Annotated in this window: 17 protein-coding genes; 6 read left to right on the top strand and 11 right to left on the bottom strand. The window is 31.7% G+C overall.

Annotated elements, in window-relative coordinates:
• Window position 1: 1 nt before the first annotated feature.
• From NIL_RS01160 to NIL_RS01135, 6 genes are all read right to left on the bottom strand, one after another.
• Window positions 2–796, bottom strand: a complete 795-nt coding sequence (locus tag NIL_RS01160) for an NADH-quinone oxidoreductase subunit C (protein WP_187647826.1) — start codon at window positions 794–796, stop codon at window positions 2–4.
• Entirely contained in the window at window positions 796–1,305 is a 510-nt protein-coding gene (locus NIL_RS01155; RefSeq protein ID WP_187647825.1) for a NuoB/complex I 20 kDa subunit family protein, read from the bottom strand. The genes NIL_RS01160 and NIL_RS01155 overlap by 1 nt, the downstream gene beginning before the upstream one ends.
• The gene (locus NIL_RS01150) at window positions 1,287–1,676 is read right to left on the bottom strand and encodes an NAD(P)H-quinone oxidoreductase subunit 3 (protein WP_187648534.1); all 390 of its coding nucleotides are present in this window, start codon (window positions 1,674–1,676) and stop codon (window positions 1,287–1,289) included. The genes NIL_RS01155 and NIL_RS01150 overlap by 19 nt, the downstream gene beginning before the upstream one ends.
• A gap of 282 nt (window positions 1,677–1,958) precedes the next feature.
• Entirely contained in the window at window positions 1,959–3,692 is a 1,734-nt protein-coding gene (locus NIL_RS01145; RefSeq protein ID WP_187647824.1) for an ATP-binding protein, read from the bottom strand.
• Window positions 3,689–4,552 carry a deoxyribonuclease IV gene (gene nfo, locus NIL_RS01140; RefSeq protein WP_187647823.1) on the bottom strand — a complete coding sequence of 288 codons (864 nt, stop codon included), beginning with the start codon at window positions 4,550–4,552 and terminating at the stop codon, window positions 3,689–3,691. Before nfo ends, NIL_RS01145 begins: the two co-directional genes overlap by 4 nt.
• Window positions 4,553–4,597: 45 nt before the next feature.
• Window positions 4,598–5,071, bottom strand: coding sequence for a hypothetical protein (locus tag NIL_RS01135; protein WP_187647822.1), 474 nt, complete (start codon window positions 5,069–5,071; stop codon window positions 4,598–4,600).
• 46 nt (window positions 5,072–5,117) lie between these two features.
• On the opposite strand from NIL_RS01135, the gene NIL_RS01130 reads away from it, so the two are divergent.
• Window positions 5,118–5,411: a hypothetical protein gene (locus NIL_RS01130; RefSeq protein WP_187647821.1), complete on the top strand. Its 294-nt coding sequence runs from the start codon at window positions 5,118–5,120 to the stop codon at window positions 5,409–5,411.
• On the opposite strand, the gene NIL_RS01125 is transcribed toward NIL_RS01130, so the two are convergent.
• The 4 genes from NIL_RS01125 to NIL_RS01110 form a co-directional block, all read right to left on the bottom strand.
• On the bottom strand, window positions 5,404–5,853 hold the full coding sequence (locus NIL_RS01125; RefSeq protein ID WP_187647820.1) for a DUF5615 family PIN-like protein: 450 nt from the start codon (window positions 5,851–5,853) through the stop codon (window positions 5,404–5,406). The genes NIL_RS01130 and NIL_RS01125 overlap by 8 nt on opposite strands.
• Entirely contained in the window at window positions 5,850–6,578 is a 729-nt protein-coding gene (locus NIL_RS01120) for a metallophosphoesterase (protein WP_281389211.1), read from the bottom strand. Before NIL_RS01120 ends, NIL_RS01125 begins: the two co-directional genes overlap by 4 nt.
• An 8-nt stretch (window positions 6,579–6,586) precedes the next feature.
• Window positions 6,587–7,333 (bottom strand): GGDEF domain-containing protein, encoded by a 747-nt coding sequence (locus NIL_RS01115; protein ID WP_187647819.1) that lies wholly within the window; start codon window positions 7,331–7,333, stop codon window positions 6,587–6,589.
• Between the two features lie 86 nt (window positions 7,334–7,419).
• Window positions 7,420–8,073, bottom strand: a complete 654-nt coding sequence (locus NIL_RS01110) for a LexA family transcriptional regulator (protein WP_187647818.1) — start codon at window positions 8,071–8,073, stop codon at window positions 7,420–7,422.
• Between the two features lie 123 nt (window positions 8,074–8,196).
• On the opposite strand from NIL_RS01110, the gene NIL_RS01105 reads away from it, so the two are divergent.
• The 5 genes from NIL_RS01105 (at window position 8,197) to NIL_RS01085 (ending at window position 12,912) form a co-directional block, all read left to right on the top strand.
• Window positions 8,197–9,459 (top strand): DNA polymerase Y family protein, encoded by a 1,263-nt coding sequence (locus tag NIL_RS01105; RefSeq protein WP_187647817.1) that lies wholly within the window; start codon window positions 8,197–8,199, stop codon window positions 9,457–9,459.
• A gap of 55 nt (window positions 9,460–9,514) precedes the next feature.
• A complete protein-coding gene (locus NIL_RS01100; protein ID WP_187647816.1) occupies window positions 9,515–10,525 on the top strand; it encodes a hypothetical protein in 1,011 nt (336 codons plus the stop codon).
• 8 nt (window positions 10,526–10,533) lie between these two features.
• The gene (locus NIL_RS01095) at window positions 10,534–10,971 is read left to right on the top strand and encodes a type 2 periplasmic-binding domain-containing protein (RefSeq protein ID WP_187647815.1); all 438 of its coding nucleotides are present in this window, start codon (window positions 10,534–10,536) and stop codon (window positions 10,969–10,971) included.
• Complete coding sequence (locus tag NIL_RS01090) at window positions 10,949–11,629, top strand: hypothetical protein (RefSeq protein ID WP_187647814.1); 681 nt, start codon at window positions 10,949–10,951, stop codon at window positions 11,627–11,629. Before NIL_RS01095 ends, NIL_RS01090 begins: the two co-directional genes overlap by 23 nt.
• Window positions 11,630–11,691: 62 nt before the next feature.
• A complete protein-coding gene (locus NIL_RS01085; protein WP_187647813.1) occupies window positions 11,692–12,912 on the top strand; it encodes a HAMP domain-containing sensor histidine kinase in 1,221 nt (406 codons plus the stop codon).
• On the opposite strand, the gene NIL_RS01080 is transcribed toward NIL_RS01085, so the two are convergent.
• The gene (locus NIL_RS01080) at window positions 12,899–13,561 is read right to left on the bottom strand and encodes a response regulator transcription factor (protein WP_187647812.1); all 663 of its coding nucleotides are present in this window, start codon (window positions 13,559–13,561) and stop codon (window positions 12,899–12,901) included. The genes NIL_RS01085 and NIL_RS01080 overlap by 14 nt on opposite strands.
• Between the last annotated feature and the right edge of the window lie 9 nt (window positions 13,562–13,570).

Here is a 13,570-nt window from a genome sequence, read left to right as displayed (position 1 = left end):
CCTATCTATCTCTATCAACAATTTTCGATTTTTTAAGATCAAATGTCTCCACAAGCGGTGCATCTTCGTTAAAAGAATCTATCTTCACAGGCTCGCTATCGTATGGCGCACCTTTTGGTACTTCATGGCCGTATCTTGCAAACTGTTCAGTATCGGTTTTATCTATCCACGCCGCATCTCTAATTTCTGGTCCTACTATCTCTCTATACTCTTTTCCAAAAATCTTATCTATCTCATACCATTGTGCTGCTTCGTCACCATGTAGAGGATATGTTTTTCTAAGAGGATATCCAACCCAGTCATCAGGCATAAGTATTCTTTTAAAGTATGGGTGATTGTTGACTTTAATACCAAACATATCATACATCTCTCTCTCACTCCAGTCTGCACTTCTAAAGACCGGATTTACACTCTCTATCGCTTCATCCTCTTTGATTCTACATTTTACTCTTAGTCTCTTTCTTTTGCTTAAAGAGAGCAGCTGATAAAAGACTTCAAACTCACCATCTTGAGCAAGATAGTCGATAGCACTAAGCTCTATGAGCATATCATATCCAAGCTCATCTCTTAAAAAGAAAAGCAGTTCTTTGTTAATAGAAGGATCTATTATGATAACAAGCTGCCCTCTTTGGATATAAGCCTTTTTAATATCGAATTTTGCTTTTATCTTTTCAAGATCCACAGCATATACTTTATCTTGAGAAACATCTTCTTCAGGAATTCTTGGCGCTATCCAAAATCTATCAGTATAGTAGGCCTTTTTCTGAACATTATCTTTGGGTCTATAAGGTCTCATCATACCAACCTTTTTGGTTTTTGTTTTTGGAAAATAGACTGTTTTCTAATCTTTTTTTGCAAAAGCATTACAGCATACTGCAACGTCTCCGGTCTTGGAGCACATCCTGGCAAATATAGATCTACAGGAATAACCCTATCTACACCTTGAACTGTCGCATAAGTGTTAAACATTCCACCTGTATTGGCACAACTTCCCATAGAGATAACCCACTTGGGCTCCGCCATCTGATCATAAAGTCTTCTAATAAATTCAGCATGCTTTTTGGTAAGTGTTCCCGCAACAATCATCACATCTGCTTGTCTTGGACTTGCTCTAAATATAACTCCAAATCTATCAAAATCGTATCTACTCGCACCTGATGCCATCATCTCAATAGCGCAGCAAGCCAAACCATAAGTTAAAGCCCACAAAGAGTTCGATCTTCCCCAGTTTACAATTTTGTCTACAGTAGTCAAAGCAACCGGCAAACCGCCGCTTGCAGCGTAATTTACTTGATGCTGTGCCATTCAAGAGCTCCTTTCCTCCATGCATATATAAAACCTATAGCCAATAAGAGTATAAATAAAATCATTTCAGCAAAACCAAACCATCCTAGAATCTTAAAGTCAATCGCCCAAGGAAACATAAATATTATTTCCACATCAAAAAGAATAAACAAAAGAGCGATTAGATAAAACTGTGCAGATATTCTATTTGGCTGTTTGGTAACTTCAGGGCCGCATTCATAAATTGCAGCTTTGAGTTTTTCAGTATCTAGTCTAGCAAGACTTCTACTGACAAATCTTGCAGCCGTGGTAGTGGCGATAAAAGCTACCGCAGTAATTACAAACAGTAAAAATGCACCAAAATAGGGATGTGCCACATCCATATGACTCATCATAACTACTCCTTTTTATATGCGTAAGCAACGAATTTAACCAACAACAAGAGTGATTCTCGCCGCCGTTAACTTTCCACTCCACACTTATATTCATTCTAATTGCAACTATATCAGAAAATTTTTAAAAGCAATTTGATATTTTCAAATTGACAAACATAAGATTTTATTTGTTTCCAATAGAAACAGATAGTATAACTTATTGTCAATATGATTATAATCAATTTATATTATTAAAGATATCAGTAAATCTAATATAAATCGGGTTTTCAAATAACGGATCTATTTTAAAAATCCCATTGATTTTTCATTATCAAACGTAGAGGCTCTCTCTTTTTTAATCTCCTCTATAAAATCTTCCATTGTGAAAACAGGTTCATCTTTTACCGCTACCTTATAAGCGGTATTTTTTACGATTAGGTTAATCTGGCCACCGGTAAGTTCAAACTCAGCAAGTCTCTTTACATAAAACCCCTCTTCAAACTTAGCATTTTTTGGAAGCATCTTATTCCAAAGTTGGATTCGCTCTTCATATGTTGGTTTTTTAAACTCAATTTTGTAGTTGAATCTTCTCGAAAAAGCTTGATCTATCGTCTCTAAAAGATTTGTAGTGGCTATAAGCACGCCTTCAAACTTTTCTATCTGTTCTAAAAAAATATTTTGCATCTGATTGTGCATCTTATCAGCACTACTACCCGGACTAGAACTTCTTGCACTAAGAAACTGGTCTGCTTCATTTAGTAACAAAACAGGCTCGGTTTTTGCCTTTTCGCTTAGTTCTGTATATGTATCAAAAATCTTTCTAACATTTTTTTCGCTCTCACCAACATACATAGATAAAATTTTAGAGCAATCAAAACTCAAAACAGATTTTTTCAAAGATTTTGCTAAAGAAAGAGCCGTCATCGTTTTACCTGTTCCCGGAGGGCCATAAAAGATGATTCTAGCATCTATTCCTTTCTTTTTAGGCTTGATACCCCACTCTTTTAGTCTGCTTGCAACTTTTTTATCCATCTGTTTCAATAAAGAGTTAAGAGTCTTTCTTGTTTCTGGATGCAACACCACATCCTCTAAAGTAGTTTTTGGCTCTATAAGTTCGAAAATATCTTGCTCTTTTATAAGCATATTTAGTTTTAGTTTTTTGCTCTTTTTCTTCTTTCCTGGATGTATGATTCTTTGCAAAATATCTTCAAGTATGAAAAAAGATCTGCTGATTCCTCCAAAAGGAGTAAGCATCTCATCATAATCGATGATTCTCTCCTCTATAAGTTTTGAGCCCTCTTCAAGCAAAACTCTGTTTTCGATTCTTTCATACTCATCAAAACTTACAAGATCTATAAGCATATTCATATCTCTAAGCGCACCTTCACTAGCAGCATACTCCTCTTTCAAAAGTGCCAAAAAGATGATTCTCTCTTTTTCATTTAGTTCATACTCTTTAAAAAACTTTTCTATCTCTATCTCTTGTTCTGTTACTTTAAGTCTCTCTTCAATTCTTTTTTCCAAAAGCTTGAGTTTGTTTTTTAGCCTGTTGATATTTGGAGAGTTAATATTGAAATTCTGTTTTGAAGATGCCAACTTTTGATATAAATCTATCCTAAAAAATTGATCTTGAAGATACTCAAGATGATCGGTATAAGGTTTTATTTCCGGAAGAACAAGATCTAAACTTCCTTCTTCTAGAAGTTTTAGAAAAGGAACACTTAAAACTATATTTGAGTGCAAAAGTTCTAGGTTTGTGTTCTCATTTGTTTTAAGATTGGAAAAGCTACCAAAAACTACCCATCCAAAATCCAAAAGATTTTTGATAAGAGGAAGTTTTTTAAGATACTCATAATCCTCCTCTTCATAGAGATCCAATAAAATATCGAGTACGTTTATCTCTTCAGTTCCCGATATATATTTTTTCGTAATATATCGCAAAATTTCCGCTTCCTCTTCACTGCATTTTAACTGTGGAAAAATTTTGCTTTTAGTTATATCTTTAGATTCGATAAAATCTACTAGAAACTTCACTGAACACACTCCCCACACATGCTATATAGAAGCTCTATCTCTTTATCCCATATAGTATCGTCAATAGTCTCTAAAATCAAAGGAATATCCTCAAGTCTCTCATCATTCATAATAAGTCTGAAAGCCTCAAGTCCTATTTCGCCTTTACCTAAAGAGTGGTGTCTATCCACCCTGCTACCTAGTTTAGCTTTTGAATCGTTTATATGCATACCTTTTAAATACTCAAATCCTACTATTTTGTCAAATTCATCCATTGTCTTTTTATATGACTCTTCATCTCTAATATCGTATCCGGCACCAAAAAGGTGTGCCGTATCCAGACAAACACCTATCCTGCTTTTATCTTCGCATTTATCTATAAGATATGCTAGATGCTCAAACTTATAGCCAAGATTGCTTCCTTGTCCTGCCGTATTTTCAATAACCAAAGTTACCCCTTTGGTAACATCCAAAGTTTTGTTTATGGAGTCAGCTATAAGGTCTAAACACTCCTCCTCGCTTATTTTTTTCAAATGGCTTCCAGGATGAAAATTTAGTTTATCCAAACCCAAAAGTGAACATCTGTTAACCTCATCGATGAAGGCTTCTAAACTCTTATCTCTCTTTTGGGGTTCTGGATGTCCCAAGTTTATAAGATAGCTATCATGTGGCAGGATATGTTTTGGCTCGATACTTGAATCTTCTAAATTTTTATGAAAAAGATCTATAGTTTTAGAATCTAAGGGCTTTGCCTTCCACTGTCTCTGATTTTTTGTAAAGAGTGCAAAAGCTTTAGCTCCTATCTCCTTCGCATTTTTTGGTGCATTAAACACACCGCCACTTGCACTCACATGTGCTCCTACAAATTTTTTATTTATCATTCGTATCCTTGTTTTTAGTTAAAATTGACAAATAGTCTCTTTAAACTACTCAATTTTTTTCACTTTTATCAAAATTTTATTAAATCTGTCTTTAAAATAGATTAGCTCATTATTTACTTTATAGATTATATCGAAACTATTTTTTTTGTAAATTGTTTGCTCAAATCCATCTCCTTTTTTAATCAAATTTTTAGAATCAAATATAGGTTTACCCAAAAGAACTCTCTTAAATAGTTCTGGAGGATACTCTCTACTAAAATATTTTTTGTTAAAGCTCTCTTTAGAAAGGCAACCCTCTTCACTACACACTTTCCCATCAACTTTTAGTTTTATCAAAGCAGTACCCGCACTGTAAACCTCCATTTCCAACGAGCCATTATCATATCTTTTGATATAACCTATATCGCTAAATCTCATATTTTTACTTTTAATTGTGATAAGATATGTAGAGTATCCAACCGGTTTTTTAAAGGAGCATCCGAAAAACATAAGAAAAAAAATTAAAAAAAAGTAGCGCATCTATTCCTTTCAAGAAAAAATGTTACAATAAAAAAAAGGATTGGAAATGTTAGAGTATATCTACTACCTTTTTATATTTGGCACAATTTTAACATATATAGTGTGGGGATTTATAATCAGTTTTGAATCCATCCTTGCACTAAACGGAACAAAAAGTGCCATTAAGTGGATAAAAGAACACCACAAACCCAAAACATTTAAATATCTACTTATCATCTTTTTGCCTATGCTTCATCTAGGCTATATCTTTTTCGAACTCATACCTTTTTTAATGGGTATGGAAGAAGAACTTAAAAATTTCGATCTAGAACAGATCTATAAAAATATCTATCTCAAATAAGTATAGAGTCCAACACCCTTTTCATTCTCTCATAATGACTTCCTAGCCAATAGATACGTTTACACACTGGACATATTTTAAAACTTGTATAAAACTTTTTTACTTTAAGAGGCAGTCTGTCTAAAATCTCACTTTTATCCACATTTTCTAATATAGTGTTATCTTTTAAACATCTTGTAAAAGGGCTTGCATCATTTTTCAGTTTAAATCTTTTTGCTATCTCTTTTATCTGCTCTATAGTTTTTTTAGATTTTACAAGATAGCATCTACCTTTCAATCTTTCACAAAGCGCTCTATCTTTTGTCAATACGATTCTATCTTCACTTTTTGCAATTTCAATAATCTTATTATCTTCTATGTTGCTAAAATAGAGAGTATCAAAACCCAAGGCTCTTAAGTATTTTGTCATACCGCCTAGATGAACATCAGCTAAAAACTTCATTGCAACCAAGACTTTTTTCTTTTTACGTAAGCTTTTTTGGATTTTTGAAAATAGAATCTATATGAAGATATGTTTACATCCTCATCCATATCAAAAACCACTGCACTCAAGAAGTTACCGTAAACAGCACCGGTATCTATCCCTATACTAAATCTATCTATTTTTGGTTTTAAAAATGGCTGATGTCCATATACTATGAATCCTTCGTGGTTATCATAAACCTCGCTCCAGTAACAACACCCTTTTTTATCTGTTTCATCTAAAGTGACAAAGTCTCCCTTTTCATCTACAAACCTCACTCTCATTACCTGTGTGTAAGCTTTTTTTGTTGCTCTACTTAAAAAGATTTTATTGGTAATACCGGCATGAACAACCGTTAAGGAGCCTATTTTTAAATAAAATTTTGTAGAGCTTAAAAATCTAAAATCCTCTTCTTTCAAAGAGAAAAAAAACTTCTTTTCCTCTTCTTCTAGTTTCATAGGATTTTTCTTCCCGCTTCGTTTCTCCTCATCATAATGAAGTTTATACCTGATAAACTTATCTTCATGGTTTCCTCGTACACATAAAATTTTTCTCTTTTCCAAAAATCTTAGTGTATCAAGCGAATAAGGACCTTTTGCTATAAAATCGCCCACACTTATTTCTATATCATCTTTTTTTATATCTATCTTTTTCCTAAGTGCCAAAAACTCCTCTAAACAACCGTGAATATCTCCATAAACTATAACTCTTTTTATTTTAACACCTCGACTCTGTTTCTTCCTCTCTCTTTTGCATTGTAAAGAGCTCTATCGACCCTGCTAATAAACGTCTCAATAGTATCATCATTTTTTAGTTGAGTAACCCCAAAACTGCAAGTTACTTTCCCAACCTTATTAAATCTGTGATTTTCCAAAACTTGCCTTAACTTTTCTGCAACCATTTTGGCGTTATATAAAGAGGTATTTTGCAAAAGTATTATAAACTCTTCCCCTCCCCATCTTACAAAGTTTTCTGATTTTCTTATATTTTCTCTGATAACATCAGCAAGTTCAGACAAAACTTTATCTCCTACAGGATGTCCGTAGGTATCGTTTATCTTTTTGAAAAAATCGATATCAAATATAATTATAGAAAGTGGAGTTTTAAAATGTTTTGACTCTATAATCTTATAGCCTATTATCTCATTGAATGAGCCTTTGTTCATAGCTTTTGTTAAAGAATCGTATTTTGCTTTGTTAATAAGCTCTAAATTTTTTTCTATTTTTTTTAAATCGGTTTTAGAGCTTTTCTTTTTCAGCCTTTTTAGTCGCTCTTCGCAAAATTTAGCTCTCTCTTCCAACAGTGTCGGGAAAATAGCTAAAATAGCAGCAATTAAAACGGGAATTATGTAATAATAATAGTGCAAATAAAAAGGAGGAAAAATAATATAATGCTGAATAAAGCCTAAGCCAAACACTATCAAAATATTAAAAGATAGATATTTTATATATGTTTTCATAATATTTTCATTTTATCGAATTTTTTATAAATCAACAACTTCGATGAAAACTTCTTTTCACACTTTATTAAAATCTTAATAGTTTCTTATATCTTTTCTAAACTCCCTATAACTTTTCCAATTATTTTAACCTCATCAAAAGCCAAAGTCTCTTTTGGATAAAGACTATTTTCGGATATCAATTCAATACTACCATCAGTTTTTAAGATCACTCTTTTTATAAAAACTCCGGCATTTGTCGCCAAAACGAAAATACCCCCTTTTTTAATATCTCTTTTACTTTTATCTATAAAAACTATGCTTCCATCTTTCAAAAGAGGCTCCATAGAGTCTCCTATGAGATTTAGAGCCTCTATATTTTTAATATTCTCTTTTCCTAAAAACTCTTCTAATTCCCTATCAAGATAGAGCTTTTGAGCCTCCTCTTCATAGTTAATAGCACCGCCACCAGCACTTGCGTTTATATCTTTAAAATATCTTATATAGGCAAATTTCTGAGTAGGTTCACACAAAGATTCGGGACTTTGATCAAACAAAAGCCAGTTTATACTTATATTTCTTTTAGCACAAAAGGTTATAAGCTCCTCTAGAGGAAGTCTTCCTCTTTTTTTCATCATAGAAAAGTGCTCTTTAGAGATCCCAAGAGCAGCAGCCACATCTTTATCATAAACTTTTTTTTCTCCAAGCTCGCGCGATAAAATATCTTTTACTCTCTCCATCACTTCAACAAAAGATAGCATTCAAACTCCTTTTTACCCTTTATCACAATTTTAGCACTATTTAAATTAACAAATATTTAATTATTTAAAAGTGTATTTTTAACTGTATTAATATTTTGTTAACTAAATTAAAAGAGGTTGATTATGAAGATACATATGGATTTAGACTCCTTTTTTATCTCAGCAGAGAGAATTAAAAATCCATCATTGAGAGATATTCCAGCAGCAGTTGGAGGAAGAGGAGATCCTTTCATATTTGACAAAGAACAAAAAAGCAAAATAGATATAGTCCAAAAAAATAGCGGAGCATTTGTTCCAAACATCTTTTACAATTCAGATTCCACTTTCAAAGAATATTTTATAGAGGGAGAAAAGATAAGAGGCATTATCATAACCGCTAGCTATGAAGCAAGAAAATACGGTATAAAAACGGGAATGAGCATAAGAGAGGCTTTAAGTATCTATCCAAAACTTATAGTAGTACCGCCTAATCATCTTTACTACCACTCTCTTTCTCATAAATTAAAAGAGTTTTTGCAAACCAGAATCCCGTTGGTAGAGCAGTTCAGTATAGATGAATTTTTCGGAGATCTGAAGGGGTGGATAAAAGAAGATGAGGTCAAAGAGTTTTTGATATATTTAAAAAAAGAGATAAAAGAGAAATTCTCTCTGCCTATCTCCATAGGAGTTGCAAGAAGCAAGTGGACTGCTAAACTTGCCACATCTTTTGCAAAACCAAACGGTATCAAAGTAATAAAAGATGATGAGATAGAGGATTTTATCAAAGATATCCCAATTGAAGATTTTCCAGGTATAGGAAGAGGATATGCAAAAAGATTACACAGAGTGAAGATAAAAAAGCTAGGAGATATAAAAGAGGCAAAAGAGCTTTTTTACAATTGGAAAAAACCGGGCATTACTCTTTATAAAAGAGTTTTGGGAATAGACAATGAACCTATTTTAATCTCCCATCCTAAAAAATCTATAGGGATATCTAGGACTATAGATCCTATAGAAGATAGAGAGGAGATTAAAAGAAGAATCGTGATTATGAGCAGATATCTAGCTTTTTCCGTAATGAAACTAAATCTTAATCCCAGATACTTCTCTTTTAAGATAGTTTACGACTTCAAAGGCAGATCAAAAGCTCACGAACTTTTAAACAGACCTTTTAGCGAAAAACTTTTAAAAGACACCATGCTTAGACTCTTTTTGAAAGCAGATATATACAGATATTCAAAAGTTATTCGCTTAAGTATGGTTTGCGGGAAATTTTACGAAAAAAAAATCTTCGATATTTTCACCTATAAAGATGACGAAAAAGCAAAAAGGCTCTCCTTCCAAACTAGCAAAGCAAGAAAAAAATATGGAGTTGACACTCTAAAGTGGGGAGTTGAGTTTATATAAAAATATAATATTTTATGATATTATTTCTTCAAAAAGAGTTTTTAAGGCCAAATTAATGAGATTTTATACAAAACTCATATCAAATCTTCTTTTTTTATCCTTTTTGCTATTTTCCCCATTAAAATCTATAAGCGATGATTTTACCAAAGGATACAAAATAAGCGATACTTTCTATCTTGGAGGATATTTATCTACAGAATATGAAAAAAGCGATGAAAAAGAGGCTTTTTTAGTCGATGATCTTGCTTTTTTGTTATACGGCGAAGATGATAGATGGGATTTTGTTTCAGAGTTTGAAGCAAAAGATATATATATTAACCAAAACACTCCTATGAAGGTAGAAGATAGCAATCTTAACTTTAAAATAGAACGAATAAATCTAACTTACTATATAGATAATTATCAAACCATTAAAATTGGCAAATTCAATTCGCCCATAGGCTTTTGGAACATAATGCCAATAAATGTTTTAAGAGATACGACCTCTAGTCCATATATTGTAGAAAACAGCTTTCCAAAACTTACTTCGGGAATATGCTACAGATTCGCTCTTAATGAAAATTTCGATTTTTTATATATAACATTGCAAAACAACGAAGATATAGATAGTAGTTACAACAACTTCAAAATCAAAAAACATTATGGTATAACACTAGAGTTTGAAAAAAAGAACGGTATCTTTAAAGTAAGCGGGGGATATTTTCGGCAAAGAGATAATAAAGAGTCTATTTATAGCGTTTTTGCTTTTAAAAAAATAGAACAAAACTATACGTTAACGATAGAATCATCTATAAAAAAAATAGACTCATCAAATCTAATTCCTTATGATGTTTATTTACAAAATGTTTGGAATCTAAGTGAACATTACTACCTAATAACAAGATTTGAAAAATATAAAACTCATGAAGAGGATATTTTAACCGATAGTGAAAATATCGAAGAGAATATATGGACTTTTGGCCTTACATACAGACCGTATCCTAATGTGGCCATAAAAGGTGAGTACAATCGATACTCTATACAAAAGAGCGATAAATGGCTTTTTTCATTCTCTTTTATGTTCTAAGGCAAAAAATGAAGTGGTCTATAAAGTTGATTTTCATACTTTCTGCCTCATTTATATATGCCGACTCTCTTGTTATCGCCGCAAATAGAAATTTCCCGGCAGATACCCTAAATCGAAAAACGGTACAAAAAATCTACCTTGACAAAATAAGATTTTTAGGAGAAAAAAAGATTATTCCTATAAACCTTCCTTATGATCATTTATTAAGAAAAAAGTTTGAAAACATAATTTTGAAAATGAAAAGATTTGAGCTTGAAAGATACTGGCTTCAAACCCACTATATGGGACACAGACCTCCAAAAGTTTTAAAGTCTCAAGAAGCAATTGCCTCTTTTTTGAAAAACGTTGACAATGCCATAGGATATCTAGAAAAAGATGTAGCAACAAAACATAAGCTGAAAATATTGTACGAGGTACAAAACGGTGAATCTAAACCAAAAAAATAGTATCTCTATTCAAACAAAAATTGTTTTCACGTTTTTAGTTATTATATTTATTGGATATGGTCTTACTTTTTTTTATATTATGAAATACGAAAATGAGATTTTAATAAATAAAGAGATAAAAAAACTAGAAAATAAAGCCGACTATACACTCTCTGAACTAAAAAATTATCTAATTTTTTTGAAAAAAGAGGCAACTTTTTTATCAAAACTTGAGATTATGGATGATATTATCGCAAAAGATATAGATAAAAGAGTAAGTAATCTTTTAAAGAAAAAGGCACAAGACCTTGGTGAAAATATTATCTTCGCCGTTATAAGCAGTAATGGCAAAATAGTCGCAACTTCTCAAAAAGATATTGAACTTAGGTTTTCAAAACTCAAGAAACAAGAACAGATAATCCACAACTTTTTTATAATAAACACTCCAGTTTCAGCCTCATTTGATAAAAATAGATATATAGGCAATCTTATCTTGCTCTATCTTTTAAAAAATCTTGAAAAACATTTAAAAAACAGCGAAGGAATATACTCATGGATAACTTCTGATATTATCGATTTTGAAAAGCCAGAGATACCTGGAGAAACTCTTGAGGTAAAAAAAAGTTTTTTACACCTTTGCAAAATCTCACTCTCCATTATGCAGTTGACAAAAAAATAGCTTTTGAGACTGTATATCATGTACAAACGCTTTTGAATATCGTCTTTCTTATCATGATACTTTTGACCTCAGTCTTTATATTTTTTATTTCTAAAAATCTGGTACTTCCTATAAAATCATTATATGAAACTGCCCATTACATTGTCAAAACAGGTGATTACAATAAAGAGATCTACTCCAATAGACAAGACGAAATAGGAAATCTCACTAAAATTTTCAATATACTGATAAAAAAAACAAAAGAGTCGCTAGATTCTATAAAAGCACAAAGTAAAAAGTATGAAGAGAGCTTGATAGACTTGATAGAGTTTTTCAATACAATAACAAAAACCGAATCGAAATATGATACTATCACAGTCGCCGTAAGAGAACTAAAAAGATTGATGAATACTCAAGATATCTTTTTTACAAATGACAAAAGAGAGTTTAAAAACGCTTTTGTGCTTGGTATTGATGTTAAAAATTTCAAAAAAAACAGGATCGAAAATCTTGGGAAAATAGTTATCTTCAACCCTACAAACCAGATAACAAATCTTAATAGATTTTATAACTCTATTAAACAGATGATCTCTTTACAGATAGAGAGAATATCTTTAATGGAAGAACTAAAAGAGGCTTTAAGAGCAAAATCCTCTTTTCTTTCAGCCATGTCTCATGAACTCAAAACTCCTATAGGTTCTATTTTGAGTCTTTCTCAATATCTACTTACATCTTCTAAACTTGACCAAAACAACTTAGAATCAATCTCAAAAATAGAACATTCGGCAAACCATCTACTTCAGATAATAAACGATATTTTAACTATAGCAAAAGTGGATTCCGGAAAAATCGATATGGAGATCTCTAAAACAGATATCTCCAATACTGTTAAAGAAGTGCTAGATATTTTAAATCCTTTAGCCGAATCAAAAGGTATTAAAATCATAAACAATATAAAAGAGGAACTAAAAATAAATACTGATCCTAAATTATTTAAAATAGTAATCATAAATCTTATCTCTAACGCTATAAAATTTACTCCAAAAGGCAATATTTATTTAAGCTTAAAAAAAGAGGGAAATGATTATAAAATTTATATTAAAGATTGCGGCATAGGAATAGATAAAGAGGATCTCAAATACATTTTTGACGAATTTTACCAAGGCAAAATTTACAAAAGCGGCACAGGACTTGGATTATCAATTAGCAAAAAGTTTGCAACTTTACTCAAAGGAGATATAAATATCCACAGTGAGGGGATCGGAAAAGGAACAACTTCCGTTTTCGTTTTCAGTTCTTTTTGATGATATACCCTACTCCTCTTACCGTCTCTATTATATCTTTTTTGATTTTTTTTCTTAGATTTTTGATATGAGCTTCTACAATATTACTCCCTTTTAAAGTATCAAAATCTCTACTTATATGTTGCAAAATCTGATATTTTGTCAAAACCATATCCGCATTGAGCATTAATAATTCTAACAATTCAAACTCTTTCAAAGAAAGAGTAATCTTTTTGCCATCTACTTCTACCTCTCTTTTAACAGAATCAAGCTTAACTCCCTTTATCGCTATAACAGGTTTTTTTTGATTAAACTCTCTTCTTAATATAGCTTTAACCCTAGCTAATAGCTCTATATTGGAAAAGGGTTTTTCAAGATAGTCATCTGCCCCTAAATTTAAGGCTTTAGCTTTATCCAATGCCTCATTTTTTGAAGATAACATCATAACAGGAGTGGTAAATCCATCTTCTCTTATCTTTTTTAAAAACTCTACACCATTTCCATCTTCTAAAATCCAATCCAAGATTATTAGATTGTAATTTTTATAATCTATTTTTTGGTAAGCATCTTCGATATTTGAAACGCTATCTACACTATATTTTTCATTTCTTAAAATCTTTTCCAAAGAGTACAAAAGCTCCTCATTATCATCCACTAGCAATATATACAAAAGAGTCTC

Source organism: Nitrosophilus labii, assembly GCF_014466985.1.
GTDB lineage: Bacteria > Campylobacterota > Campylobacteria > Campylobacterales > Nitratiruptoraceae > Nitrosophilus_A > Nitrosophilus_A labii.
This window is presented reverse-complemented; position numbering and strand designations above follow the sequence as displayed.

What these genes read in the sequence shown, in the direction of transcription:
- NIL_RS01105 (WP_187647817.1), top strand. Translation starts at nt 8,197, where the DNA reads ATGAAGATACATATGGATTTAGACTCCTTTTTTATCTCAGCAGAGAGA.
- NIL_RS01125 (WP_187647820.1), bottom strand. Translation starts at nt 5,853, where the DNA reads ATGAAGTTTTTAGCTGATGTTCATCTAGGCGGTATGACAAAATACTTA.
- NIL_RS01135 (WP_187647822.1), bottom strand. Translation starts at nt 5,071, where the DNA reads ATGCGCTACTTTTTTTTAATTTTTTTTCTTATGTTTTTCGGATGCTCC.
- NIL_RS01160 (WP_187647826.1), bottom strand. Translation starts at nt 796, where the DNA reads ATGAGACCTTATAGACCCAAAGATAATGTTCAGAAAAAGGCCTACTAT.
- NIL_RS01095 (WP_187647815.1), top strand. Translation starts at nt 10,534, where the DNA reads ATGAAGTGGTCTATAAAGTTGATTTTCATACTTTCTGCCTCATTTATA.
- NIL_RS01130 (WP_187647821.1), top strand. Translation starts at nt 5,118, where the DNA reads ATGTTAGAGTATATCTACTACCTTTTTATATTTGGCACAATTTTAACA.
- NIL_RS01115 (WP_187647819.1), bottom strand. Translation starts at nt 7,333, where the DNA reads ATGAAAACATATATAAAATATCTATCTTTTAATATTTTGATAGTGTTT.
- NIL_RS01150 (WP_187648534.1), bottom strand. Translation starts at nt 1,676, where the DNA reads ATGAGTCATATGGATGTGGCACATCCCTATTTTGGTGCATTTTTACTG.
- NIL_RS01100 (WP_187647816.1), top strand. Translation starts at nt 9,515, where the DNA reads ATGAGATTTTATACAAAACTCATATCAAATCTTCTTTTTTTATCCTTT.
- nfo (WP_187647823.1), bottom strand. Translation starts at nt 4,552, where the DNA reads ATGATAAATAAAAAATTTGTAGGAGCACATGTGAGTGCAAGTGGCGGT.
- NIL_RS01110 (WP_187647818.1), bottom strand. Translation starts at nt 8,073, where the DNA reads ATGCTATCTTTTGTTGAAGTGATGGAGAGAGTAAAAGATATTTTATCG.
- NIL_RS01155 (WP_187647825.1), bottom strand. Translation starts at nt 1,305, where the DNA reads ATGGCACAGCATCAAGTAAATTACGCTGCAAGCGGCGGTTTGCCGGTT.